At 61.2% G+C, this 26,555-nt stretch carries 22 protein-coding genes; 13 read left to right on the plus strand and 9 right to left on the minus strand.

The features are described from left to right. The first annotated feature begins 62 nt into the window (after positions 1–62). Positions 63–1,154 (plus strand): sorbosone dehydrogenase family protein, encoded by a 1,092-nt coding sequence (locus tag H7A85_RS19445; protein WP_244631293.1) that lies wholly within the window; start codon positions 63–65, stop codon positions 1,152–1,154. A gap of 268 nt (positions 1,155–1,422) precedes the next feature. Here the strand turns inward: H7A85_RS19445 and H7A85_RS19450 are convergent, their stop codons facing one another. The 3 genes from H7A85_RS19450 to H7A85_RS19460 are packed head-to-tail and all read right to left on the minus strand — an operon-like array spanning position 1,423 to position 4,236. After that, positions 1,423–3,288, minus strand: coding sequence for an ATP-binding protein (locus tag H7A85_RS19450; RefSeq protein ID WP_182422198.1), 1,866 nt, complete (start codon positions 3,286–3,288; stop codon positions 1,423–1,425). Between the two features lie 28 nt (positions 3,289–3,316). Beyond that, the gene (locus H7A85_RS19455) at positions 3,317–3,832 is read right to left on the minus strand and encodes an ABC-three component system middle component 5 (protein ID WP_182422199.1); all 516 of its coding nucleotides are present in this window, start codon (positions 3,830–3,832) and stop codon (positions 3,317–3,319) included. Beyond that, complete coding sequence (locus tag H7A85_RS19460; RefSeq protein ID WP_182422200.1) at positions 3,829–4,236, minus strand: ABC-three component system protein; 408 nt, start codon at positions 4,234–4,236, stop codon at positions 3,829–3,831. The genes H7A85_RS19455 and H7A85_RS19460 overlap by 4 nt, the downstream gene beginning before the upstream one ends. On the opposite strand from H7A85_RS19460, the gene H7A85_RS19465 reads away from it, so the two are divergent. The 6 genes from H7A85_RS19465 (at position 4,237) to H7A85_RS19490 (ending at position 14,973) form a co-directional block, all read left to right on the plus strand. After that, positions 4,237–4,575, plus strand: coding sequence for a hypothetical protein (locus H7A85_RS19465; protein ID WP_182422201.1), 339 nt, complete (start codon positions 4,237–4,239; stop codon positions 4,573–4,575). It begins immediately after the preceding gene. Between the two features lie 614 nt (positions 4,576–5,189). Beyond that, entirely contained in the window at positions 5,190–6,647 is a 1,458-nt protein-coding gene (locus H7A85_RS19470; RefSeq protein WP_182422202.1) for a FecR family protein, read from the plus strand. A gap of 77 nt (positions 6,648–6,724) precedes the next feature. Next, entirely contained in the window at positions 6,725–9,511 is a 2,787-nt protein-coding gene (locus tag H7A85_RS19475; protein WP_182422203.1) for an EAL domain-containing protein, read from the plus strand. 280 nt (positions 9,512–9,791) lie between these two features. Then, positions 9,792–12,197 (plus strand): EAL domain-containing protein, encoded by a 2,406-nt coding sequence (locus H7A85_RS19480; RefSeq protein ID WP_182422204.1) that lies wholly within the window; start codon positions 9,792–9,794, stop codon positions 12,195–12,197. A gap of 199 nt (positions 12,198–12,396) precedes the next feature. Continuing rightward, on the plus strand, positions 12,397–14,118 hold the full coding sequence (locus H7A85_RS21030; protein WP_182422205.1) for a PAS domain-containing methyl-accepting chemotaxis protein: 1,722 nt from the start codon (positions 12,397–12,399) through the stop codon (positions 14,116–14,118). 309 nt (positions 14,119–14,427) lie between these two features. After that, entirely contained in the window at positions 14,428–14,973 is a 546-nt protein-coding gene (locus tag H7A85_RS19490; RefSeq protein WP_182422206.1) for a recombinase family protein, read from the plus strand. A gap of 182 nt (positions 14,974–15,155) precedes the next feature. Here the strand turns inward: H7A85_RS19490 and H7A85_RS19495 are convergent, their stop codons facing one another. Genes H7A85_RS19495 through H7A85_RS19505 form a run of 3 tightly spaced genes read right to left on the minus strand, consistent with a single transcriptional unit; the run spans position 15,156 to position 17,999 of the window. Continuing rightward, positions 15,156–16,472 (minus strand): MFS transporter, encoded by a 1,317-nt coding sequence (locus tag H7A85_RS19495; protein WP_182422207.1) that lies wholly within the window; start codon positions 16,470–16,472, stop codon positions 15,156–15,158. 46 nt (positions 16,473–16,518) lie between these two features. Beyond that, a complete protein-coding gene (locus H7A85_RS19500) occupies positions 16,519–17,220 on the minus strand; it encodes an RraA family protein (RefSeq protein WP_182422208.1) in 702 nt (233 codons plus the stop codon). Continuing rightward, a complete protein-coding gene (locus H7A85_RS19505; RefSeq protein ID WP_348519707.1) occupies positions 17,217–17,999 on the minus strand; it encodes a FadR/GntR family transcriptional regulator in 783 nt (260 codons plus the stop codon). The genes H7A85_RS19500 and H7A85_RS19505 overlap by 4 nt, the downstream gene beginning before the upstream one ends. A gap of 92 nt (positions 18,000–18,091) precedes the next feature. Between H7A85_RS19505 and H7A85_RS19510 the strand changes: the two genes are divergently transcribed. From H7A85_RS19510 to H7A85_RS19535, 6 genes are all read left to right on the plus strand, one after another. After that, the gene (locus H7A85_RS19510; RefSeq protein ID WP_348519708.1) at positions 18,092–18,322 is read left to right on the plus strand and encodes a fasciclin domain-containing protein; all 231 of its coding nucleotides are present in this window, start codon (positions 18,092–18,094) and stop codon (positions 18,320–18,322) included. 552 nt (positions 18,323–18,874) lie between these two features. Next, entirely contained in the window at positions 18,875–19,258 is a 384-nt protein-coding gene (locus tag H7A85_RS19515; protein WP_182422211.1) for a response regulator, read from the plus strand. 85 nt (positions 19,259–19,343) lie between these two features. Next, positions 19,344–20,807: an HWE histidine kinase domain-containing protein gene (locus H7A85_RS19520; RefSeq protein WP_182422212.1), complete on the plus strand. Its 1,464-nt coding sequence runs from the start codon at positions 19,344–19,346 to the stop codon at positions 20,805–20,807. Further along, positions 20,804–21,163, plus strand: a complete 360-nt coding sequence (locus H7A85_RS19525; protein ID WP_182422213.1) for a hypothetical protein — start codon at positions 20,804–20,806, stop codon at positions 21,161–21,163. Before H7A85_RS19520 ends, H7A85_RS19525 begins: the two co-directional genes overlap by 4 nt. A gap of 101 nt (positions 21,164–21,264) precedes the next feature. After that, positions 21,265–22,158 (plus strand): GGDEF domain-containing protein, encoded by an 894-nt coding sequence (locus tag H7A85_RS19530; RefSeq protein WP_182422214.1) that lies wholly within the window; start codon positions 21,265–21,267, stop codon positions 22,156–22,158. A 137-nt stretch (positions 22,159–22,295) separates the two neighbouring features. After that, positions 22,296–24,515, plus strand: a complete 2,220-nt coding sequence (locus H7A85_RS19535; RefSeq protein ID WP_182422215.1) for an EAL domain-containing protein — start codon at positions 22,296–22,298, stop codon at positions 24,513–24,515. Position 24,516: 1 nt separating this feature from the next. On the opposite strand, the gene H7A85_RS19540 is transcribed toward H7A85_RS19535, so the two are convergent. From H7A85_RS19540 to H7A85_RS20940, 3 genes are read right to left on the minus strand one after another with little or no spacing between them, the layout of a single operon-like run. Beyond that, complete coding sequence (locus tag H7A85_RS19540) at positions 24,517–25,512, minus strand: hypothetical protein (RefSeq protein ID WP_182422216.1); 996 nt, start codon at positions 25,510–25,512, stop codon at positions 24,517–24,519. 12 nt (positions 25,513–25,524) lie between these two features. Then, a complete protein-coding gene (locus tag H7A85_RS19545; protein ID WP_182422217.1) occupies positions 25,525–25,974 on the minus strand; it encodes a superinfection immunity protein in 450 nt (149 codons plus the stop codon). Then, on the minus strand, positions 25,971–26,426 hold the full coding sequence (locus H7A85_RS20940; protein WP_348519709.1) for a DUF805 domain-containing protein: 456 nt from the start codon (positions 26,424–26,426) through the stop codon (positions 25,971–25,973). Before H7A85_RS20940 ends, H7A85_RS19545 begins: the two co-directional genes overlap by 4 nt. Between the last annotated feature and the right edge of the window lie 129 nt (positions 26,427–26,555).

Genomic DNA, 26,555 nt, shown 5'->3' on the forward strand with positions numbered 1-26,555 from the left:
CGGCGGTTCCCGACGGGTTCGCGATCACGGCGTTCGCCACCGACCTGTCGATCCCGCGCCAAATGCTCGTGCTGCCGAACGGCGATGTTCTGGTGGCGGAAGGGCGAGGCGGCAATGCGCCAGCCCTGCGGCCCAAAGACATCATTGCCGGCGTCATCAAGCAGCAGGGCAACTCCAGTGGCAAGGGCGGCAACCGCATCACGCTTCTGCGCGATGCCGACAACAACGGCGAGCCGGAGGTGCGCTCCGTTCTCATCGACAACCTCAACGCGCCCTACGGCCTCGCCTTCGTCGACAGTTCGCTCTACGTCGCCAATCAGGACGCGCTGATGCGCTTTCCCTACCGGGAAGGGCAGACCGAGATCACAGAGCCGGGCGAGGAGGTCACCAAGCTGCCGTCCGCAATCAACCACCACTGGACGAAGTCGCTGACCGCCAGCGCCGACGGCTCGAAGCTCTATGTAGGGGTCGGCTCCAACAGCAATGTCGGCGAGCGCGGCATGGACGTCGAGCAGGAACGCGCAGTGGTGTGGGAGATCGATCGCCAGACCGGAGCCCACCGAACGATCGCGCGCGGCATCCGCAATCCCACGGCGCTCGCGATCGAGCCGACCAGCCAGGCGCTTTGGGCCGTCGTTAACGAGCGCGACGAACTGGGCCCGCAACTGGTCCCCGACTATCTGACGTCCGTCCAGGACGGGGCGTTCTATGGCTGGCCCTATAGCTACTGGGGCAAGAACCTTGATCCACGTGTCGAGCCGCAAAGTCCGGAACTCGTGGAAACTGCCATTGCCCCGGACTACGCACTCGGTTCCCATGTCGCGGCGCTGGGGCTCTCCTTCGCGACCGATGGCGGGTTCGGCGGAACGTTCACGCAAGGCGCGTTCATTGGTGAGCACGGCAGTTGGAACCGGCAAGACCTGTCCGGCTATAAGGTGACGTGGGTTCCGTTCGAAGGAGGCCGGCCGGCCGGCGAACCGGTGGATTTCGTGACCGGCTTTCTCACCAGCGACGGTCAGACACGGGGCCGCCCGGTCGGCGTCGTGTTCGACCCGGCAAAACGCATCCTGCTGGTCGCCGACGACCTAACGCATACGATCTGGCGCGTGACGCAAAATTCGCCAGCCCAAGCGTCATTGGCTTCTCCTAACTAATCAGGATGCTGAGCGTGCATCGGCTTCAGGCCGCAGCGTCGAAGCGGGAGGGTAGGAATGCGCCCATCTAAGCCGTCCAAATTGACCCCGCGGGATCCTGAAACCTGCCGTTCGGGAACTGAGTTCAGAACGGCGTTCAGAGCGACTGGTGTTGGGACATTCCTGCCAATTGCACGCTACCTTTTTTAGGCTGCTCTCATTCAAAGCGGACGTTAACCATAGCATCAACGCAATCACATTGATCCGTGATCACACCTGAACCAGAGAATTAAATCAGCCTCAAAGTCCTACTGTCATGTGTATAGAAACGGTCGACGACATAGCCGGTATTATCCAAATCTGGTGAAATCATTGCCGTCGCATAAATTAACTGATGATCCGTATCGGTATTCGAGCTGATTGATGCCAACAGATTTTGGAAGTGATGACTTCGCTCAGGCTCCATTCCCTTGTCCTCGATCGTATCCAAGATCAAAAATCGGGGATGACGGAAGCTTCTATCAATCAGAGCCGATTGTAGGAATGAAGCGAAGAAGCTGTTACGCAAGTAGACCATGGAACTTGCCGAAAAGAATGATTCGCCGTTCACCGAAAGACGATCGTCGCCGAAGCTAAATTCGATGCTTTCGGCTTTGGAAAAGGTATCTTGGCGCAAAAGGTCCTCGCGAAGGAGACGAGCTGTGTTATTCGCGATTAACGTATAGGCGCGTACAAGCTGCTCCCGTTGCCCTCGTTCAGACGCTTCAATAAAATCTTTCAGCGAACTCATTTCAGCATTGAGCGTCGCGCGCGCGCGTGAGAGCGCATCGATGCGCTCGATGAGAGCCGATTTCTGACCCAGATCCTCAATCTGACGTTCTAGATATCCGGCACGGGCGTAGATACTCCGGGTCCGCGCACGCAGCTCGGTCGACGGTAGTCGGTTGAGGAGCTTGTATCGCTCCGACAGCCCATTCCAAACGCGTGTAGCCTCCGCTATCTGCGCATCGAGGGCAGTGGCCTCTTCTAGTCGGTCAGTCTGCAACTGCCTGGACTGCCTAAGTTGAATTCCGGTTTCATTTATAACAGAAAGAATGCGTGACTGAGCGCGCCCCTTATCGAACGGACTTTTGCACAAAGAGCAGGCATGTTGCTCTACCTCTTGATCAAGCGGCGCATAGCACGAAGGACAGTAAATAAACGTTATGCCCTTGATCGCATCAGCTGAAACCTCCGCATCGCGGAGTTGATCGAGTTTTGCTTCAAGTGCATCTATGTATCGATCAGAATCTACGATCTCTAGCTGAAGGGCGTCGCGGTCGCTCTGCGCTGTAAGCAGACCCTGCTGTGCCTTTACGAGCTCAGCGTAGGTGGATTTCTGCTCTTCAATCGTGAGGCCGTCGGAGACCTCCGCATTGAATATCAATTCCTCAAGCTTTTCTGCTTCCGCATGAGTCGAAGCCAGTTCCTGCTCTAACACTGTACGTTGGGCATCGACCCATTCTAGGGTGATCGCGTGCTCCGAACCTGTGAAGGCAGACATGGCGCTCCGCCATTCAGTCGTCGCATCGCTGTATTCTTTTTCCGCCGCGCGAAGGCGGAGTTGCCGCCTATATAGGGAGTTGTCGTAGGCTCCGCACAAAAGATCGCCCACAGTCTGACGGGTCAATGCAGTGTCAAACCGCTCGAACCGAAAAATGCGATCCACAGGACTTAGCTGATCGGCATACAGAAGTCGCAACACCTGATGCATCGTGACATTACTGTTTGCATCGCCGGTAGCCTCCGGCATTCCTAGCAAACGGAAGATGACCTGCGAGAAGCTTTCTTTGTTCAAGGATCGCTTATATGGGTATAGTCCCCATTCGGCTTGTCCCGCCATCGCGTCTGCCAAACTGCCAATGAGTATCCTCATAGGTCGGCCGGAACTTTGAGAAATCTCGCGAGAAAGAACGGCCGGCTGGCCGTTGAGAAGAACCTCTAGGGTAACATCGGAGCACGCGAGAGCCGCTTCTCGCCAGTCGTTCAGGTCACCGCCGAGACCATAAAAGAGGAAATCAAGTACGGTGGACTTGCCCGAGCTGTTCTCACCGCGAATGATATTGAGGCCAGGATGGAACGAGGCATCATACACCACATGAGCTTCGCGCTTCACGACCATGCGTTGCACGAAAAGGTGGGGACTAAACAATGTCATAGCGAAACTCACCTAAGCCGGTGCGAGCTTTCAGTCCGTTGGGGCCATCCAAAGGAACTTCATCCAAGACCGGACCTAAAAAGGTCATGAGAGTAGCCTGAGTACTGTTAACCTCGGAAAGACGTACCGTCAGATTTTCGGGTAAAGGTGTATCGCCTCTCAACAGAAGCCCTTGCCCATAGGCATCGCCGTCCAAGATGCCTTGGAGCACTAGGGTTTGTATCGCTGCGTCCTGCATGGGCGACATGCGGCCAAACAGGACAGGTGTCGATGGCCGCTGACCATAGGTAGCAGGCTGATGGACAGACGCATACTTGGCGGACCTTTTTGCCACCCCAGAAAGTCTGATCTCTAGGCAGCGGACTGGTTCAACCATGTAAACATCCAGTATCTTGGCTCTTCGGACATCCACGGCGACACCACCCCTAAACTCTACTTGCCGAAGCAGGCGGAACGCCGCATGAAAAGGATCAAACGCGGGTTCAAATGCCAACTGGATCATGAGTGCCACCTGATGTAGCACTGCTCAGCAAGCCAATAGACCATGCCTACAGCGTGATTATAGTTCAACATGAAAGGGCCGCATCCCATCTCAGACATGACGGGATCAACGAGGCACTTCATAATAACAGAATCAACGTCTGCGACAGAAGCCTCACCTAATAGGGGTGCAACTTCCGCTTCAAAAGCCGTTTCGATCTTTGTTAAGAAATAAGCGATGATCTCTTGTGCAGCCGGATACGCTTTCCACTGTTCAAGGAGCTTTGAGAAAGCCTCCTTCTTGCGTAATGCAGACCGCTTCTGGGCGGAACGTCCTGCTCTATCTAGTTTGGCCTCCAATCCGATGTGCTCGTCGTACGGGCTAGGCTGAAAATAATACTGTAAGCTGTCGACGAAGTCTCGCATTTGCACGTTGCCGCGCAATTCCTCGGCAAGCCGATCGAGCCACCCATCGATCTGAGTCCGACGTTCACCATGATGCACATTGGTTATCTTGTCTCGACCTACGGCGTCACCACCTGGCGCAGCCTGCCGTTGATCAACGGTGGTCGAGCTGTCGAGCATCGCTGTCAGCCGCTGATCTTGTCACGTCCTACGACATCGCCTCGCGTGCGTACGCCGCTCTGGTCGGTCCGCGTCGAGGACCCCACCATCGAGTTCCGAGTCACGCGGATCGTGATCGGAATGGAAATACCGGCTCCGGCGATAGCGCCAATGATCGCTGACCAAATCTCCGACATGTGAGCGTTGATAAACGCAGTCAAGGTAAGTTCCCCTTTTTATTCCTTGTAGGTTAGCACCGCCAAAAATCAATCTCAACGCGACTCCCTGCCGATCAGCGTGACGCCGCGCGAGCGGCAGCTTCTAGCGGAAAGCTGCCGTGCGAAACCCGGCTTGCGAACGTCCGGGTTTGGTGGGCAGCCGCCGCTTGCCAGCAGTGCTCGATGCCGGCGGCTTTCACCTGTCAACGACGTGAAAGCGGCCGGTCCGCTTTCGGCCCTTCGTTCCACGGCGGCCGAACGTTCCTCAAGCTTCGTCTTAAGGCGGCACTCTCGCCCCCGGCGATCCTGTCCGTGGGAGAACGACAATGGGACACTCATCACTCGATCCGCCAAGGAGCATACGCACTGCCCGGAACGTAGGCCGCACGGTCGATGCGAAAGGTGCGCTGAAGCCACCGCAGGTCTGGGCCCTTCGGCTATGATGGGACGACGTATGCGCGCTCATTGCGTGTGAATGAATTTCTTGACCATTCTATATCGCAATCCGCCGATTGCTTGTGATTTAAGCCAATCGGTTATGCGACCTTCATTGTTGACGCGTCATCGTGCCCGAGATCGAAGCAAGGCTCGAAACCGATGCACGCACGTCTGCCCGCCCTTCTCCTGCTCCTTGTGGTGCTCTTCCAGGCCGATGTCGGATGGGCTCGGGAATGGCGGGTCGATCGTGTCAGTGGAACGGCCTGGGCCATGGAGAGCAACGAGAAGCGCAACGTCCTGACCGCCGGCATGATGGTGCCCGAGGGCCTGACGATCGCAACCGCGAAGTCGAGCCGCGTTCAGCTGTCGAGCGAAAACAACGTCATGACGCTCGGACCGGGCAGCGTCGCGATGGTGCGGCCCAAAGGGTTCTTCAGCTCCAAGACCGAGGTGCTCCAGCAGACCGGCAGCATTGCGTTCGACATCGAGAAGCGCGCCGCGCCGCACTTCGCCGTGAACACTCCGTTCATGGCGGCCGTGGTCAAGGGAACGGCGTTCACAATCAGTGTCACGAAGACCGACACGAAGATCGGCGTCGACCGGGGGCTGGTCCAGGTGAGTGACCTGAAGACGGGCGAGACAGCCGGGATCGCCGCCGGGCAGCGCGCCAGCGTCTCCGCCACAACCTCGGGTCTTCGCACGGCGGGCGTGAACGCGCCGGGCGTGACGCCCGGCAAGCCGGCCGCGCCGAGCGTTGCTCCGGTTGGACAGGCACTCCAGAGCTTCCGCGAGGCGCAGGCGCCCGAAGCGGCCCGATCCTCGACCACGTCGGCCAGCCGCGATGCGGCGGCGTCCACTCACGGTGCCACGAGCAGCACCGGCACCACCTCCTCGCGTTCGTCGGGCGCTGCGAGCCCGGGCGGGTTCGGCGGCGGCGATTCCAACGGCCGCGACCGTCAGTCGATCGGCCGCAGCGTCGCCGAGACGAACGCGCCGAGCGGCGAAACGCGAGCCCAGTCTGCGGCGCGCAGCAGCGAAGGTTCCGGCCCGGTCGGCGGCACTGATTCCGGCAACAACGGCAACGGGTTCGGTGGAACTGTCGGGGCTGAAAATGATAACGGCCGCCCGGGCGGCCCCGGCCGTGATGGGCCCGGCGCGGGCAACCCTGGCCGTGGCAACCCTGGAAACGGCGGTTCCGCAGGCGGGCCGGATGCGGGGGGGCCCGGTGGTGGCCGCGACAAAGGCGGCCCGGGCACGGATGGACCCGGTCATGCCGGCCCGGACAAGGGTGGACCTGCCGCCGATGGCCCGGCAGGTGGTCCGGGCAAGGGGGGCCCCAGCCACGACGGTCCCGACAAGGGTGGCCCCGACAAGGGTGGACCTGGAGCCGGCGGCCCCGGCGGCCCGGTTGGCGGTGACGACAAGGGTGACCCTGGCGAAGACGGCCCGAAAGGCAACAACGGCAATGGCAACGGCAATGGTGGGCCGAATGGTGATGGCGCCCCCGGCAACGGGAAGGGCAATAACGGAAACGGTGTCGGAAACGGCGGGCCGAAGGGGGACCACGGGAATGGAAAGGGCAACAACGGCAATGGCAGCGGCCGCAGCACCAAGTAGCTGACGCCCGCCACGCCGGGGACAGGGGTACGAAGAGGATGCTGAGCCCAACGGTTCGCCGCCAAGCCGCTCAAATCATGGCGACGGACATCCGATCGCTGGCGACGCTCCTTATCGTCGCTGCCTGTCTCGCCGGAGCCCTCCTGTCCAGCGTACCCGCGGTGCTGGACAGGGCCCTGTCCGACGCCCGGTTCCTCCTAGGAACGCGCTCTGCCTCCGGCGAACTTGTTCTTGTCGACATCGACGCAAGGAGCCTTGCAGAGGTCGGGGTCTGGCCCTGGCCGCGCCGGCTCCACGCCGGTCTCCTCGCGGCGGCGGTCGAGGCGGGCGCCGCCCGGGTGGCATTCGACGTCGACTTCTCCTCGCGCACCAGTTCCGAAGACGACGCCGCGTTCGCCGATGCGCTCGGCTCCGCCGGGCTCGAGACCTTCCTCGCCGCCTTCGTCCAGCACGATCCGGCGTCCGGTGCTATGCTAGCGTCGATGCCGATCGCGCCGCTGCTGTCGTCCTCCTGGCCGGTCTCGATCAACGTGCCGTTGGACGACGACGGACGCGTGCGGCGTTTCCCCATGGGCGTCGACGTCGACAGAGAGACCGTCGTCTCGATGCCCGCGGTCCTTGCGGACCGTGAGGCGGCCGTGAGCGACTTCGGCATCGATCACGGGATCGATGCCGCCTCGATCCCGCGAGTCTCCTATGTCGATCTCCTGCACGGGCGGATCGTCAGGGGCGCGCTCGCCGGCAAGACGCTGATCGTCGGCGCGACCGCCATCGAACTCCACGATCTGTTTCCCGTTCCCGGTGCCGGCATCGTCTCGGGATCGACCGTAATCGCGCTGGCAACGGAAACCCTGATGCAAGCTCGGGCTCTTGCATCCTGGCGGCCGCCGGTGGCCCTCGTCGCGCTGCTCCTCGCGGCCGGCGGTTGGCTCGTGATGCGAAGCTCGCTTAGCCGCAGCCTCCTCGTTTGCGCCGTAGTCGCCGTCGCCCTCGAGGGGATCGCAGTCTGGTTCTATCTCGAACGGGCCATCATGCTGGAGACTGCCGTGATCCAGCTCGCGGTCGCAGCGACCGTGAGCTGGAGCCTGTTGCGGGAGTTCGACCTGCGCCAGTTCCGCCTCTGGGTCTCCCGGGTCGAGACGCGCAACACGGCGCGGCTCCTCGAGCGGGTGGTCGACGACGGGTTCGACGCCATCGTGATCGTCGACGGGCAGAAGCGCATCATGCGCATCAACGACCACGCACGGCGTCTCCTCGACCTGCCCCCGGACGGGCAGCCTGGGAACCTCGCCAACCTGCCGCCGGCCTTCGCGTGCGCAATCGAAGAGGCGATGACGTCGGCGGCGGAAGCTGATACGCGCCAGCCGCCCGTCCGTCGCATCGCTAGGTTGGCGGGCGCAGACGACACGCGCATTCTCGAATACGCGGTCTCGCCGTTCTGGTTGGAAGACCGTCGGCGCGCTGGCGGCGACGGACACCGGCTCCGCTATGCCAGTCTCGTGTTCCACGACGTAACCGATCGCGAGCGAGCGCAGGAGCGGCTCCGCTTCGCCGCGTTCCACGACAGCCTGACCGGCCTTCCAAACCGCCGAGCCCTCGAAGAACAGCTCGACGCGCTGGCCGGCAAAGGGGCACCGATGGCCCTCCTCGCGTTCGATCTCGACCGGTTCAAGGGGGTCAATGACGCGCTAGGGCATGCCACGGGCGACGCCGTCCTCACTGAGACGGCGCGGCGCGCCGGTGCCGTCCTTTTGCCCGAGGCCACGGTCTTCCGAATCGGCGGCGACGAGTTCCTGGTACTGTTGTGTTCGGCGGACCGCGGGCTCGCCCGTCATGTTGCCGAGCGCATCGTCCAAGAGGTCGGGCGCTCCTACGATGTGAACGGGCACAGCATCTCGATCGGCAGCTCCGTCGGCATCGCTGCCGACATCGACGGCTGCTGCGACCCGTCGGTGCTGCGCCGCCGGGCCGACATCGCCCTCTACCAGGCAAAGCGGACCTCGGCCGGACCCGTGGTCGAGTTCGACCTCTCGATGGATGCCGCGCGTCTCAAGCGACTGGCGCTGGAGCGCGATCTCGCCGAGGCCATCGAGACCGATGCATTCGAACTCGCTTACCAGCCGCAGGTCGATCTTCACGGCAGCGGCTGGACGGGCGCCGAGGCGCTTCTGCGTTGGCGGCATCTCGAGCGAGGCTTCGTCTCGCCCGCGGAATTCATTCCGGTCGCCGAGGAAACGGGGCTGATCCACCGGCTCGGGGCCCTCGTCCTGCAGATCGCTTGCCGCGACGCGTCGCTTTGGCCGGAGGCGATAAAGGTCGCGGTGAACGTCTCGCCCTTGCAGTTTCTCACTGGCGACATCGTCGGGGCCGTCCGCTCCGCCCTCGCATCGTCAGGTCTCGACCCGAAGCGCCTGGAACTTGAGATCACCGAGTCCGCCTTTGTCGGCGAGAACCATCGGCTCGCTGGGATCTTTGACGAACTTCTGTCGCTCGGCATCACCTTTGCGCTCGATGATTTTGGGACCGGCTACTCCTCGCTCGGCTATCTCCATCGCTTTCCCATCGCCAAAATCAAGATCGACCGCAGCTTCGTGACCGACATTCCCGGCAGCCGGCACTCGATGGCTGTGCTGCAGTCGGTGGTGGTGCTGGCGGACGGGCTCGGGATCCGCACCATCGCGGAAGGCGTCGAGACGCTGCGGCAGGCGGACATCCTGCGCGAACTGGGCTGCGGCGAGGGACAGGGCTACCTTTATTCCAAGCCGTTGAGCATCGAGCGAGCGACAGAGCTGTTTGAAAGAAGCGCCGGAGAGCCCATGGATGGCTGTGGGGACATAAATGCACCGCTCCGTGTCGCAGTCTGACCAGTGAGGTCTCACGTCTAGCGAATGTCTGCTTCCAGTCTCTTCAGCGACATGCTGCTGCGTCTTGGAAGGGTCGTCAGCGGAAGGGCCGCTTTCGCACATTCGTCACTCAAAAGCTGCCCGTCCGCTATCGGCCCCCATTCGACTATCGTGATCGCATCGACTGTGCGCTGCGACGTCGCCACGCTGTTACTCTTGCTTCCAAGGAAAAGCATTAACCCAACCGGTAACCCGCTCGATTAACCTGCCGCCTGTAGACGTTCATACGAAGGAGTTCCGTATGGACATCTTGCTCACGTGCCTTGGCACGGCAAACGACCCTTCGCTGTTGGGGCTGGCCGCCCTTGTCTGTGTGATCGGTGTCTACGGCTCCTTCGCCGTCGCCAACCAGGCTGGGCGCAGCGACGGCGGAACACGCTGGAAATGGGCAGGTCTTTCTCTCGTGGCCGCCGGTTGCACCGCCTGGGCGACGCATATGGTGGCGCTTCTTGCCTTCCGTCCCGGTATGCAGTCCGGCTTCGAGCCCGTCACCACGGCACTGTCCCTGTTGCTGGCCATTGGCGGCATCGGTGCAGGACTGACTTTGACGCTTGGTCGTCGGGAGCGTTGGAGACGATTTGCCGGGGGCGTCGTCATCGGGATCGGTGTCGCCGTGCTGCACTATGTCGGGCAGGCCGCCTACGTCGTGCGCGGGCATGTCCACTGGAACTATGCACTGGCGTCAACGACGCTGCTGGCAAGCTTGCCACTGTTTGGCCTTTCGACAATGGCCTCCGTGGAGCGTAGGCCCAACATTAGGATCTTGGGCGCGCCGCTTCTCGTCGTAGCGATCGGCCTTCTGCATCTCGGCGGCATGGCCGCTCTGCGGCTTGAGTTCGATCCGCGCGTCGAGTTGCCGGCTTGGACCGTTTCGCCGGAGGTTCTCGCCCCCATTGTCGCTGTGGTGTCCTTCGGCCTCCTATCGGTCGCCGTTGTTGGCGTTCGCTTGACGCTGAACGCGAAGGCCAAGCTGCGCTACGAGCGTGCTCGTCTCGGGGAGCTTGCCAATCTGGCGCTGGAAGGCTTGGCGATCTGCGAAGGGAACCGGATCGTCACGGCAAACGATAGTCTCGCGCGCCTATCGGGCATGTCACGCGAGGATCTGGCTGGTCGCTCGCTCGCATCACTTCTTCCCGATCTCGATTTGCGTGCTTTGCCAGAACGCGAGGAAACCGATGCCGAGCTCGTTCTAGCATCCGGCGCACGGCTCCCCGTTCGGGTTCTGCGCAGCGACGTTCGGCTGGCTGGGAGTCCGCAGACCGTGGTGGCATTCCGGGACCAGAGTGAGCGCCTCAGAAGTGAGGAGCGCATTCGCACACTCGCTTTCACGGACGCGCTGACCGGTCTTTCGAACCGGACCTGGTTTCACGACAAGCTGCAAGAGGCGGTCGCGGAGAAAGAGGCGGGAAGCACACCGTTTTCTCTCGTCGTCTTCGATCTCGATGGCTTCAAGGACGTCAACGACGCGCTTGGGCACGCCGGGGGCGATGATGTGCTGAAAGTGGTGGCGGAGCGAATCTGCGCCACAGTGGAACGCCGACACCTGATCGCGCGACTGGGCGGCGACGAGTTTGCCGTCCTCGTTCGAGACAGCGCCGATCCGCTCCATGCCACGGCGATCGGGCAAGAGATCATCGCCGCGATAGAGCCTCCAATCGAGGTTCAGCACCAGATTGTTCACATCTCGGCCAGTGTTGGCGTCATGCCCTCGCAGATCGACCCCACTTCGGCAGCAGACCTCCTGACGGCGGCTGACCTGGCTCTCTACGATGCGAAGGCGAACGGCAAGGCACGGGTGCGGCTGTTCACACCGGAACTACGCAGCGCCTCACTGGAGCGTAGGGGCGTAGCCGACGATCTCCAAACTGCCTGGGACGAGCGGCACTTCGAACTCTACTACCAGCCGCAGGTCGATTTGGCGGACGATCGTATCGTCGGCGCTGAGGCGCTGATCCGTTGGAACTATCCCTATATGGGCGTTCTGTCACCAGCCGCTTTTCTGTCGGTTTTGGAATCAGGGCATCTTGCGGGTCCAGTCGGCGACTGGATTCTGACGACGGCTTGCCGGCAGGCAATGGAGTTGCGGCGGGACGGCTCGCCGAACCTCCGGATCGGGGTGAACCTTTTCGCAGCTCAGCTGCGCATGCCCGACTTCGTCGAGCGTGTAGAGGAAGCGTTGCACGTCAGTGGATTGCCGACCGAGGCCCTCGAACTGGAAATCACCGAGAACATCGTCCTGCGCAATGAACGCACGATCGCCGCCCATCTCGCCCGGTTGCGTGCCATGGGCGTCGGCATTGCGTTCGACGACTTCGGAACGGGCTTCGCCTCGCTCACCATGCTGAAGCAGCTTGATATCACCCGGCTGAAGATCGACCGCTCGTTCGTTCGCGACATTGAAACGAGCCGCAAAGATCAGGGCATCGTCGATGCCGTCGTGCGCATGGCCGAGGGATGTGACCTTCAGGTTATTGCGGAGGGGATCGAGACAAGGTCGCAGGCGAACTACCTGCATGGTCGGGTATCCGAAGGCCAAGGCTACCTGTTTGGAAAACCGATGCCGTTCGACGCGTTCCGGCAGGCGACGCGAGTCTCAGGAAACATGAGCGGTTCGGCACTGGTGCCTGCGGTTCGCGGCAAGAGGTAACATACCTCGCCGGTGCGTCGATACGGCACAGGCTCTCAGTCGAAGTCCGGGCTGTTCCGCATCCCGCGTCGGGCGAGCCGTTCGGACCGATGCCTCACAGATGCAGGACCTGCGAGCCGTTTATCGAACGGCTACGATTGTATGGCATCGCTGAGTCTGAGCACTCATGCTCATGCGAACTCTTGTTCGGGCGGTGCTTATGCTGGGTTTTTCGACGGTCAACTCCGGTCAGGTTCTGACCGCGCTCGATCTATCGATGGCGATCATCGAGTTCGATCTCGATGGAACGGTTTTGCGGGCCAACCGAAACTTCTGCGACGTGATGGGCTACACGTCCGCTGAGATTATCGGGCAGAAGCACGCGTTGTTTCTCGATCCCCATTATGCGTCGTCTCCCAATTACAAGACGTTCTGGGCTGGGTTATGCGCTGGCAAGTTCGTCTGCGAAGAGTTTCGACGCATCGCCAAGGGTAGTCGAGAGGTCTACATCCGCGGCAACTACAATCCGATCTTCGATCGCCGCGGAAGGGTGGTGAAGATCGTCAAATTCGCCAATGATATCACTGCGACAAAGCAGGCTCAGCTCGACAATACCGCCAAGATGGATGCGATCTGCCGCTCCCAGGCGACCATCGAGTTTACGGTCGAAGGCGTGGTTCTGACCGCCAATCCCAACTTCCTATCCGCCTTAGGTTACCAGCTCGACGAGATCGTGGGCCAGCATCACCGGATGTTCGTCGAGCCATCGTATGCCACCTCAAGCGAATATGTCGCGATGTGGGAACGGTTGGCACAAGGTGAGTTCATCACCGATGAGTTCAAGCGGGTCGGCAAAGGGGGGCGTGAGGTTTACATCCAGGCGTCCTACAACCCCGTTTTTGGGCTCGATGGGCGTGTGGTGAAGGTCGCCAAGTTCGCCATGGATGTGACCGAACGCGTGTTGGCTGTACGGCGACTGGGGCATGCGCTCAGCAAGCTGGCCGATGGCGATCTCAGCAACGGCATACGCGATCCCTTCATGCCGGCACTTGATCAGGTTCGCCAGGATTTCAATCGATCGACTGACACCTTGTGCGCGGCTATGCAGACGGTCCGCAACAACGCAGATCTCATTTTAGCGGGTGCTGACCAAATTCGCTCCGCTTCGAACGAACTTGCACAGCGTAGCGAACAGCAGGCAGCCGCGATCGAAGAAACGTCGGCCGCCCTTTCCGAACTCACGGGCAACGTGCGTCAATCCAGCAAACAAGCCGAGGAAGCTGGCCAACTGGTGGAGGGGACGAAGCAGGAAGCCAAAACTTCCGGACATATTGTCTCGAAGGCGATCGAAGCGATGGGGCGTATCGAGACGTCTTCCGATAAGATCGGGAAGATCATCGGCGTCATTGATGAGATCGCATTCCAAACCAACCTATTGGCTCTCAACGCTGGGGTCGAGGCGGCACGCGCCGGTGAGGCCGGTCGCGGCTTCGCAGTGGTCGCACAAGAAGTGCGCGGCTTGGCGCAAAGATCGGCGGAGGCTGCCAAGGAGATCAAGGAGTTGATTTCCACCTCGCGCGATCAAGTACGGGAGGGCGTCGATCTGGTGGACCACGCCGGCCAAGCCCTGCAACGCATCATCGAGAAGGTCGCCGAAGCGAACCATCGCGTTGTGTCCATCGTCAACACCGCCCGCTCGCAGGCCACGGGCCTTCATGAGATCAACACGGCCGTTGGCACGCTCGACAAGGGTATCCAGCAGAATGCCGCGATGGTCGAGGAAACAACAGCGGCATGCAACGAGTTGTCAGCCGAGGCGCGAACACTGAACCAGCTCCTCGCAAAGTTCCGGGTCGAGGCGGACATGGCGAGCGGCTCTCCAAAACGCGAGCCGGTATCGAATGTTCGTACGCTTCAAACACGAATCGCAAATGCGTTTTAGTTAGCCTTTGCTGCGTGACGTTGGCAGCTGTAACTTGCGGCTGAGTCAGGAACCTCCGCTATTTTGCACTTGCGATGGAGGTCATGTTGCCCAGGATGCATAGGGTATAGCGTTCGTGCGAAGGTGGTTTCCCTACGCTATTGGCAGAAGGCAAAGTACGGGCTTTCCGATCGCTTCTATCAGGTTTGTTACATCAGGGCGTACCCTGCTGCGCCATCACTTTCGCCTGCATCGCCATCGTAACATCTAGGTTGACGGCGGCTATTTGTGACTTGGTAGCCTCGGGCCTAGAGCTTGAGGTGACACAACATGGCCCGCATCGGCTACGCCCGCGTCAGCACCATTGATCAGGATCTCGACGGGCAACTTGCCCGCCTCGAAGCCGAAGGATGTTCGATCGTCCGCGCGGAGAAGGTGTCGGGAGCGAGTCGAGACGGTCGGGCTGAGCTGGCGACGGTCATCGAGTTCCTGCGGACGGGCGACGAACTGATGGTCACCCGCCTCGACCGGCTGGGGCGTGACACGCGGGACGTCCTCAACCTTATTCACGAATGCGAGCAGCGCGGCGCGTTCGTGACCGTGCTCGACCCGCATGTGTCCACACGCGGGGAGATGGGGCACGTGGTCCTGACGGTGCTCGGGATGGTGGCGCAGATGGAACGGCGCTTCATCAAGGAGCGGCAGCGCGAGGGCATTGAGCGGGCGAAGGCCGAAGGGGTTTATCGAGGCGGCAAGGTGCGCCTTGATCATCGACGTATCGCCGCCCTGCATTCCGAAGGGCTGGGTCCGGCAGCCATCGCAAGGATGGTCGGTTGCTCGCGGATGCAAGTGTATCGAATCCTAAGGAGCGCCTGAACGCACGGCCCCGTGGTCCGGACGCTGGTCGTTATGCAGTCCTAAACTACACCCGTACGAGTGTACTTCTTCCTTGACTTTCGAAGAGCCGACGCTTTGCCCTTTATTAAGTAGGACAGCGTCGGCAGGATTTTGTTGATTCTGACCGAGATGACAGTCAAGGGTCTGCTAAGTCAAAAGCATCAGGTATGCACGGACCGATTGGTGATGACGATGACGGCCAGGATCGTGAGCGCGCAACACCCCATGAGATAGGCCGCGACGCCAACTGGGCTTCCGTCAGCATAGGCGACCAGAGAGGCCGCGATCAGCGGCGTCGGCCCCGCGACAAGGACGCCGTTCAGCTCGCGTGATATCGCAAGCCCCGTGAAGCGGTATCGCGTCGGGAAGAGGTTGGCGAGGAACGCACCCTGCGCCCCCGCCATGGCCCCGAACCCGATGCCATAGCCTAGGCTGATGGCGAGCGTCGCGAGCGGCAGGCTACGGCTGTCCAACATGAGGAAGAGCGGATAGGCGAACAGAAGGATGAACAACGCGCCACCGGCATACACCTTCGCGCTGCCGATCCGATCCGCCAAGCTTCCCATAACGGGTGTACCGACAATGCCGACCACGGCACCGATCGTACCCGCGATCAGCCCATCGGTGCGTGGCATGCCGAGCGTGTTCGTCATGTAGCTGAGCGAGAAGGCACTGAGGATGTAGACGTTGGCGTTGTGCCCCGTCACGCTCAGGAAGCCGAACAGGACCTCCTTGGGGCTCTGGCGGAAGAGTTCGGCGAGCGGCACCTTTTGCTCGTGGCGACGCGCCTCCGCTTTCGCCATCGCCTCGACGTATTCCGGGGTCTCGTCGAGGTGCCGCCGGATGTAAAGAGCGATAAAGAACAGGACACCCGACAGGAGGAATGGGATACGCCAAGCCCAACCGAGCAGCACGTCCTCCGGCAGGGTCGAGATGACGAGGAAGCTTAAGGTGGCTAGCATGATGCCGACCAGCGTCGCTGCGTTTGGCAAGCTCGTATAAAAGGCGCGCCGACCCGGCGGGGCGTACTCCGCGACCAGGACGATCGCGCCCGCCAGCTCGGCTCCAGCGCCGAACCCTTGGATCAGACGTAGGAGTACGAGAAGTGCCGGGGCTACGATTCCGATACTCGCATAAGTCGGCAGGAGCCCCATGAGGACTGTGGCAAGACCCATCAGTGCGATGGTGAGGATCAGCGCAGGCTTGCGCCCGAATCGGTCTCCGATGTGAGAGATGACGATGCCCCCGATGGGGCGTGCGAGGTAGCCGACCGCGAAGGTCGCAAAGGCTGCGAGAACGCCAACCGTGGGCGACAGGTTGGGGAAGAACAGGCGGTTGATGATAAGTCCCGATGCCGCGCCGTACAGCGCGTAGTCGTACCATTCAATCACCGTACCCACCGTCGCGGCCGTTACCGCCTTTCGGATATTGGCTTGGTTCGCATTTTGAGTTGCGATCGGTTCGGAAAGCGTCGTCATCGCGTTTGGCACCCTTCTCCCAGTCTGCAACGTCGTTGATCGACGTTCACATGATGCCGGTTTTGGCGAAGATCGCAGCGGTCGGTTCGCCCGCGAGGATCATGTCGCGCACCCGGTTCTCGCCGCGCACCTTCTCGAAGGCAGCATCCAGCACCGCCTGTTCGTGCGCTTGCGGGACCACCACGACGCCGTCGATGTCGGCCATGAGGAGATCGCCGCTTTCAACGCGGCACCCGTTCTCAAAGCGTAGCGGGCAGCGGTAGTCGATCACCCGGCCCCGTACGCGCTGGTCCTGCGCGTAGCTGCCTGTCGAGAAGACGGGAAAGCCCAAGCTCAGAATCTCGCGCGTGTCGCGATGGAAGCCGTCGAGGATCGCGCCGGCCGCCCCAAGCTTGGCGGCGCGCGTGCTCATCAGCCCACCCCACAAGGCGTAGGAAGGCGACCCGCCGGCCGCGATATAAATCTCGTTCGGCTTGAGGTCGTCGAGAGCCTCGAACATCAGGCCGAACGGCTGGGATGCGCCCTTCGAACCAACATCACTTGCGCAGTCGGCCTCCAAGACCGTCATGGCCCGGCCAGCGATGACGGTGTCGGGCACGAGCGCGCGGATACGAGGCGGTAGGAACTGGATGGTTAGACCCATCGCGTCCATCACGTCGCCCACGACCGCTGTGTAGAGCGTTGTGCGGATCTCTTCGAGAAGGGTGGTCTCGTCGCGGTCGCTGCGCGCGCCCAGGTCGATGCTCATTCGGAGTCTCCGTCCTGTGCCATCGCGCGTTCGAAGCGCTGTATGGCGGATGTGAAATGGTCGGCCATCGCGGCCCGTGCCCGTTCGGGCTCGCCTGCCAGGATCGCGTCAGCAGTGCGCACATGGACGTCTACGATCTCGTCCCACTCGGGTTCGTCGCGCGCGAGAGCGAGGCCGGCACGGGTTGAGCGGCTGACAACGTCCGACAGACCCTCCAGCATGGAGGTGAGGAGCGGGTTCCCAGCCGCCATGGCGATCAGTTGGTGGAAGCGCAGGTCATCCTGCCAGAAGGCTTCGGGCCGACCGCGTGCGCTCACGAGGACCTCGACCTGCGTAGCGAGTTCCAAAGCCTGCGCATCGCTCCGGTTTGCTGCAGCGAGTTGTGCGGTGACACCCTCGATGCCGCGCCGGGCGTGTAGGACGTCCAACATACCGACCTGCCCGATCGCGAGGCCATGGTCTACGAGACCGGCAAAGGAGGACGACGCCATACTGGCGACCGTCGGGCTACGCCCCGTGGACACCGTGATGATGCCGCGTCCGGCAAGCGCATTGGTCGCCTCGCGCACGGCGGGACGGCTGACGTCGAACCGACGGGCCAGCTCGGCCTCGCTCGGCAGCGTATCACCAGAACGCAAACCTTCCGTTCGGATCAAGCGGACGATGTAGTCCGCGACCTGATCGGAGATTCGGATTTGACGGACACCGAACTCGCCCAAATGAACGCCCTCTGTTAAATTAATGCAAACCTGTATGACAGGTATACAGGAAGGGTTCAATGGCTAGGATTGGTAACTTCTGATCTCCGTGGCCTGCGCTTGATGCCTATGCTGCTAAAAGCATTGACGCTGCTGCCGCCTCTTACAGAGAGGTGATATTGCAAGGGAGGCGCACAAGCGAGGCCGCGATGCAAATGATCAAGGACGACGGCGGCAAGCACAACGTCACCACCGTCTCGGGCGACACGCTGAAGCTTCAGATGAGCAGTGATAAGCTGAAGGTGTTCGACGAGTCGGGCAACGCCGCCACCGTCACCCAGGCCGACGTCATGCAGTCCAACGGCGTGGTGCACGTCATCGATACGGTGCTGATGCCAAAGTAAGCCCCGAGACGTTCCGACGTTCGACCAGAGCTTCGCCAGCGATGCTGCTGACGGGGCTTTTTCACCCCGCTCATCTGATCCTTCTTGAAGCCGATGGGATTGGCACCCCCGAAGGCCGTTGAAATGGGCTGCTGACGAACGCCCCTTTCGACACAACACAACGATGCCCTGGCAAGCTGCCTCGACCTCTCGCGGTCTATCGAAGCATCGCGTGGCGCAGGGCGTGCCCCCTTGCCGAAAGACGGAACCACGCCGTCCCGCGCCAGCCGTGCAAAGTTTCCGCAAGACCGATCCGCGCCAACTCATAGCTTGCGATCAGAAGATCATCGGACATTCCACCCACCTCCAAACCGACATCCTCGGCATACGGTCCCCCGCTGCCCAGTTGCAGGAGGGCCTGAATATGTCTCGGCATCAGTTCAGGAATTCGGACCGGCATCCCATCCATATGGCGTCGATCTTGACTCGCCAAACGGTGCAGGCCTGCGACAAGTTGGAACGAGTCCGAGAAGGCGATGTTCTGATCACTCTAGTCGCGCGTCGGAGGCTGTCTTGCGTCATCTCAGAGTGTTGATCGTCGAAGATGAGCCGCTGATCGCATTGGACCTGCAGGATATCCTTACCGATGCGGGACACACGGTGGTCGGAACAGCGGGCAGCATGAGCGAAGCGATGGCGTTGGCTCATGACCAACGTCCGTTCGATCTGGCCATCATGGATGTCGATCTCGCCGACAGTTTCGACGGCATCGAAACTGCCCAGCGGCTTCGGCAGGATTTCGCCGTCTCTTCGCTCTTTGTCAGCGGTCCGATTACCGCTGAACAGCGCGCGTTGGCGCTACGCTGGAATCCAATCGGTTTCATCCCGAAGCCCTTTCTGGAAGAGCAGATCATCTCCGCCTTAGACGCCATCCCAAGCTCATTAGAATGCCACTAATTTTACCGGGCGCTGTTTTGACCATCAGTCGGACCGGTTCCACGTGAGTGATCGAATTGGCTCGCAAATCGCTGGAATAAGCGGTATGCGCGCGCCCCAGCAGTCTGCTGTCGCTCGTTTCTCCGCATGGTCATCATCTCGTATGGCGTTCTCCAGCCCGTTCGGCCGTTTGCTCGTTAGAACTCTGCGATGCCCGGTTCCCCGTGTCGTCACCTATGTCGCGACGGCCGTTGCCGTGGCCATTGTGGCCACGTTTCGCGCTGCCTTCATCACCGACCTTCTGCCATACCTGTTCTTCATCCCGATCATCATCGCGAGTTCCCTGCTTGGGGGGCGCGGACCTGGTGTGTTGGCGACCTTGTTGTCCACAATTCCGGCTGCGTATGCCTTCTCCAAAGACAGCAACCCGTTTCACCTGACTTCGGCGCAGTGGTCAGCACAGGCCATGTTTGTCGTGGTCAATCTAGGAATTGTGGAGCTAGGCTCCGCACTCCGGCGAGCCGTTCTTGTATTCGACGACATGGTCGAAGGACGGCAACGGGCGCTGGCCCATTTGGCCCGCGAGGTTCAGCAGCGCAGCCAACTGGCCCGGATCGTTGAGAATAGTTCCGACTTCATCGGTTATGCGGACCTCGACGGTCGGGTCCAGTATGTCAACGAAGCCGGGCGTGATCTGGTCGGATTGGCAGGTGATCCCAACACCACGGTCATCGCCGACTACTTCGGCGTGGGGGAATGGGGTCGGATCGAAAGCGACGTGCTGCCTGAAGTCATCCGGAATGGGGCGTGGACCGGCGATGTTCACTTCCGACACTTTCAGACAGGGGCGATTTTGCCCGTTCGCTACAACGTCTTCAGCCTGCCCGATGCCGATGGGCGTCCCATAGGCTATGGCACCGTCACGGCGGATCTGCGCCGGGAACGAGCGGCAGAAGAACAGCGTCAGATCCTGGTTTCGGAGTTGGCGCATCGCCTGAAGAACACGCTGGCGGTCACTCAGTCCATCGCCACGCAGACGCTGCGGAGTGCGCCCGATCTTCAGACAGCGCGTCAAAGTCTGACCAAGCGCATTCAGACGTTGTCGCGTGCCCACGACATCCTTCTCGTCGGCAAGCGGGATGCGGGGTCTGTGGAAGCGATCATCCGAAGCGCCATCGAATTGCATGACCAAGAAGGTCAGATCACAGTCCTCGGCCCGGATCTATTCATCGGCCCCAAAGCCGCGCTGACGCTCGCGCTGATCATGCATGAACTGGCTACGAATGCCGTGAAGTATGGAGCCCTGTCCGTGCCGCATGGTCGGGTCGAGGTCTCGTGGGTCGTTGATGTCGCTTTAGATACAAAGCTTCCAACACTGACACTCAACTGGCGCGAGGTCGACGGCCCGCCAGCCAGCCCGCCGACTCGAAAAGGCTTTGGAACCCGTCTCATTGAAATGGGTTTGTCGGGCTCGACCGGAGGCTCGGTCGAACTCGATTACGCGGGCGATGGATTGAAGTGCCGGATCGTCGCGCCGCTGACCGAACTCCAGGCCGACGACGAAGCATGAGCAGTGCCTTTTTCGACGACCAGGAGAACCGCGTCGTTCTCCAGATTTGCCGGACGTCGCCCGGGTTCATCCCCATCGTCATCGGCGGCAAGCTGCACCCGGTTCGCGAGGGCATGATCGATCGATACCCCGTGTCCGCGAACCTCTCGGCCGAGGATGGTGCGCTGGGTCTCGAAGTGCTCGGTTGCAAGCTGACGCGCGACGGCAACGATCGGGTGGTCGTCCGCGAGCCGCTTCTGTTCCGAACCGACATCTGGCGCGACCGCGCCCGGCGCATCCAAGCTGTTATAAGCGACGATTGGGACGGTCGGCGAACCGACTTGTCGGACTATCTGCGCGCTCGCTCGAATGGTTGATAAGGCATCCACAGAATCGATACGGTTTAGGGCGTCTCGATAAAGGAGGCGTTAGCCCTCGCCATGTGACTTGGCGTCACGCAATGCGAAGGGCAGCTCTTATGCCGATGAACCTCGACTTGAACGCACTCGACGTGCCAGTGGTCATTTCGGACGTTGAGAACGGCATTGATTTCCGAGTGTTCGGCATCAATCAGGCGGCTGAGCGAGAGTTCGGCCTACCCAATTCGGACGTTGCCGGATGCCTATTCCGCGAGTGTTTTGATGCGCGCCTCGCCGCCTCGCTGACCGAACGCTACCGGGTCTGCGCCCGTACCGGCAAGGCTCAGCAGTTCGAGGAGTACATCGACTTGGCTAGTGGGCGGCGTTGGTTCCGCACCACGATCTCTCCCTTTCGCGATGCGTCGTCGGGCGCGGTCGTGCGCATAATGTCGGTGTCGCAGGACATCACCCTGATGAAACGGCTCCATGGCAAGTTGCAGGAGTTCGCCTATCAGGACCCTTTGACTGGGCTGGCGAACCGCCGTGGGTTCGATCAGGCGGTGGAGAACGCCTGCGACGAGGCTGTCTATACAGGTCATGGTTTCTCGCTGGCGGTTGTCGATCTCGATGAGTTGAAGGCAATCAACGACACGCATGGTCATCGAGTTGGCGATGCGGTCATCCGGTTCGTCGCAGAGACCCTCACCCGCTTCCTACGTCCGCGTGAGGTGGCCGCACGTGTTGGCGGCGATGAGTTCTATCTTCTCCTGAGGGAGCCGACCCGCGACGATCTCGACCGCCGTCTCGATCGTTTGCGCGAGATGGTCGATCAAGGCCTGCATACTCCGAGCCTCGACGCCCCTGTCACTCTGAGCGTCGGGGGTGCGTCCTGGCATCCCGGCGACGACGCGCACAATGTCTTATCCAACGCGGATGCTCAAATGTATGCGGAAAAAGGCATTCGCAGACTGGTGCGTTTCATCGATCAACGAATGTCGTCCGTAGCGGCTTAAGTTCGCATTTGATCGGGTTCATCGTTGCGGAAGCACTCAGTCGCGCTGATCGGCAGCCGGCTGGGCAACCCAGCCGTCGGTTGTGCGGCTTCTTTAACAACGAGAGCCTAAGCTCCTTCCACCGACAGGAAGAAGCGATGAAACCGACATACCCCTATCCAATGCCCGTTGATGAGGCGGAGCGGCTGGAAGCGTTGGAGACGCTGTCGATTTTCGACACACCGCCCGAGCGGACCTTCGATCGCATCGTGGCCATCACGAGCCGCATCTTTCAGGTGCCGATCGCTCTGGTTTCACTTGTCGGTCGCGACCGTCAGACCTTTAAGGCTCGTATTGGGCTGGCGGCGTGCGAAACAGGCCGGGATGTCTCATTTTGCGCTCACGCCATTATGGACGACGAAGTCTTCGTCGTGTTCGACGCCACCAACGACGAGCGATTCGCCGCAAATCCGTTGGTGACCGGCGAGCCGCATATCCGCTTCTATGCCGGCGCACCGTTGATCGACGAGAACGGATATCGTCTAGGTTCGCTGTGCATCATCGACCACAAGCCACGTGAAGAGTTCACAGCGAACGACCGCGAGATATTGAGCGGGCTTGCGGCATCCGTCGTCGAGCGGATGCAGGTGCGCAAGATCATCAACGAAAACGCGACCAACCAGATCCGCCTTGAGAACATCACAGCTGCCTCGCCTGACGCCATCGTAGCGGCAGACGGCGAGAACGTCATTCGCGCGTGGAATGCTGCAGCCGAGGTGATGTTCGGCTTTTCCGCCGCCGAGGCGATCGGACAATCGCTCGACATCATCATTCCCTCGACGCTTCGAGCCGCTCATCGACGCGGACTGGTTCGCTCGGTGGAGGGGGGCTCGTCCCGGCTGATGGGCGCTCCGATCACCCTGTCCGCGCTTCGTAGAGACGGGTCCGAATTTCCCATCGAGATTTCCCTGTCGCGATGGACGGAGCATGGCGAGCTGCGGTTCGGTTCGATCATTCGCGACATCACGGAGCGAAAGCGTGCCGAAGATAAGCTACGGCACGACGCTGAATACGACCACCTGACGGAGCTATTCAACCGCGCCAGCCTCGTTCGGCGGCTGGAAGAGGCCTATCGGGCCGACGAGGTGGTGAGCGTCCTGATGCTCGATCTCGACGGCTTTAAGGACGTCAACGACAATCTTGGTCACGCGGTCGGCGACGACGTGCTGCGTGTTGTGGCTCTTCGTCTCCAACGACATATCAACCCGAACTACATGGTGGCCCGACTCGGAGGCGACGAGTTCGTGGTTCTTATCCCGGGATGCGGCGACCCGCTGGTGGCGCACAAGCTTGCGAGCGAACTGATCACGCTAATTGAGGAGCCGATCGAACTCCAACAGGATGTGATTCATATCGGCGTCAGCATCGGTGTCGCGCTGCGGACGCAAGGCGGTTGCAGTGGTGAGGAACTTCTCGGCGACGCCGATCTCGCCCTCTACCAAGCCAAAGGTGATGGTCGCCACCTGGTGCGGATGTTCACGCCGGAGTTGAGACGCGCCACGGTCTCGAGGAGCTCGATCAGTTCCGGCTTGCGCCGGGCCTGGGAACAAGGCGAGTTCGAACTCTACTATCAGCCGCAAGTCCGTCTGGAGGACGGTATGCTGATGGGGGCCGAAGCTCTGATCCGCTGGAACCGCCCCAACCACGGCGTCGTCGCGCCGGCCGCGTTCATTTCCGTCTTGGAAACCAGCCTGCTTGCGGTTCCTGTTGGAGAATGGATCCTACGGCAAGCCTGTCGGCAGGCGGCCGCATGGCGGGCGTCCGGTCGCCCCGACTTCCGCATGGGCGTCAATCTCTTCGCCGCTCAGTTCAACACGAAGGACTTTACCGCCTCGGTACTCTCGGCTTTATCGGACCATGGACTGCCGCCATCGGCGCTCGAACTCGAAATCACCGAGAACATCATCCTTCGCCAAGAGCGGAAGATCATCGAACCGCTTCGACAGCTGCGAGAAACCGGCGTCGGTGTCGCGTTCGACGATTTTGGAACGGGCTTCGCCTCACTGAGCATGTTGAAGAACTATCCCGTGACCCGTCTGAAGATCGACCGTTCCTTCGTCAGCGATATCGAACTCAGCACAAGGGATCGAGCCATCGTCGAGTCGGTCATCAACATGGCGCGTGCCTTCGATCTCGACGTCATTGCCGAAGGCATCGAAACCGAGGGGCAAGCGAACGTTCTACGTTTGGAAGAATGCCAGGAAGGCCAGGGATACCTGTTCGGACGGCCGCTTCCCGTTTCAAAATTCGAAGTTTTGAATGAGACTGGCGGTTCCCCCAATCTCACTTCATTGTCGACGCATAGTGTGTCTGCATAGGCTAATCAGGATATTCGGTTTCGTTCGCGCTGGCGTACATCGCTTGCCCGATCCATTCGAGAAGGCGCGATGTGTGCTCGGGCCGGTTAACGCCCCAGTCATCATCCCGTCCTCCAATGGCAATATACGTTTCCAGCACTAGGTCGAACGCTTCGGTCGTCTCTGGACCCCATCTTCCGTCCGGACTGCCGTGATAGGTCCCATAGGATTTCAGCAACGCCTGGGCTTGCAGCAGCGTCGGGCCGCCGCGTGCCTGAAAATAGAGCCTGATGTTTTCTAGCTCTCGCTTCGTGTCGAGGCGTTGTGCATCAACCGTTGGCGACTTCAGTGGGGTGGAGGTATCCAGGGCATCAAGGCGCTGGGTCAGGCTGTCTTGGCCCCCAGGTGTCGGCGCGGTCATGCAGGGATCGTTCTTTGTGGCGTTGGCGCGTTCAACGAGCCCTTCCAGTTCCTCGATGGGAAGATGGGCCAGGCAAGGGTAGAGTTGACGAAGCTGGGCAACACGAGCCTGTGCGCTCGTCTCGACCGGTCCCCCGGCCGGTGATTGACCATGGTCCTGCGTGCGCTTGGCATCGCTTGCGTCGAGCGGTCGCCCGCCCTTTTCCAGACGATCCATTTCTTGCAACAACGCCGGATCGAAACCGACGACGGAAAGGGCTTGAGCAAGACCAAACCAGACGACACCGGCATGAACGTCACATGGGGTTCGGCTTGGGCTTGGCAGCGCCCCGATGAGGTTCTCATACCGCTGTTTACCGAGCGGCGCGCGCTGCTTGGCGACGGCCCATTCCCGAGGATAGGCCCCAGCGAGCGCAGCGTCGGCTTTTTCCAGGGCTGCCGGAACGACCTCGTCGTAGTAGCACGCCCCTTCGCTGGACGTGTGTGCCTCGATCGCGATCGCGATCGAGTCCATAGGGCTCTGCGCCTTTGCCCCGGCAGCCAAGGCCACCGTGCCTGACAATGTTGCGGTGAACACCCATTGCGCGTGACGACGCATCGTATCCTCCGATCAGATGCCGCGCAGGGCGGCGGCCTTCAGCTGGGCGAACTCGGCTTGGTCGATGTGGCCGGCGTCGAGGAGCTGGCGCAGGCGCTCGATTTGGTGCAGGGCATCGCCCGATGAAGGCGGCGCGGCTTGAGCGCGCCGGGTAGCCCCGGACATCAACGGCTCGACCCGCACACGACTGATGTCGTTGGCAAATAGGTTGAGGCCCGACTCGCCGCCCCGTGAACCGCCACCGTCGCCGGTCAGGTGAACGATGCGCAGCGCCCAAACGAGGGCGACGCACCAGCCGATGCCGGTGCCGCCGAGGCCGATGTTGACCGCCAGGATCAGCCAACGGTTCGGGTGCTCGCGGCGAAACGCGATGTAGCTGGGAATGAAGAAGAGGGTAAGGCCGACGATCCAAAGCCCAGCATAGACCCCGAAGATCAGAAGGTAGACGAGGCCTTCGCTCACCGGCCGGTCTCCGGGGCCATGAGCCGCGCTTTCATCGTATCGAACTCGGCCTGCGTCAGGGTGCCGTCAGCCCGCATGTCGGCGAGCTTCTCCAGCTGCGACACGAGGTCCTCAGCCATGGCAGGGCGCGGCGGGGCCGCCCGCAGGGGCCGGTCGGACTGCGGCCCGGGTGCATTGGTTAGGTGCGGCTCATAACGGCTGTTGGTCGCGGCCGTCCGCGCATGGTCCGGCACAGCTTCAAGGGTGGTGACCGGTTCCTGGCCGAACCGGTTCGGACCGGCGGTTCCCTTGAAGGCGGCAGGTATCAGCATCACCAACCCAACGACGGGAATGAGCCCGACCAGCGCCCACCAACCGCTGGCGTCGGTGTCATGCAGGCGTCGGGCGAGAACACAAAGGTAGGGAACGAGGTGCGCCAGCACGAACAGGAGGTAGAGGAAGCTTGGCCAGATCGACCTGGCCTGCCCCTATCAGGTGGTCCGGTTCAAATCTAATGCATGGTAGGTTTGGCGACCACGGTTGAGGTGGCCGGCGAAGCGGGTTGGGGTGGCGCAGCCGGCCATAGCGCGGCGGCAGGTGCC

The organism is Aureimonas sp. ME7 (assembly GCF_903970965.1).
In the GTDB taxonomy this organism is placed as follows: domain Bacteria; phylum Pseudomonadota; class Alphaproteobacteria; order Rhizobiales; family Rhizobiaceae; genus Aureimonas.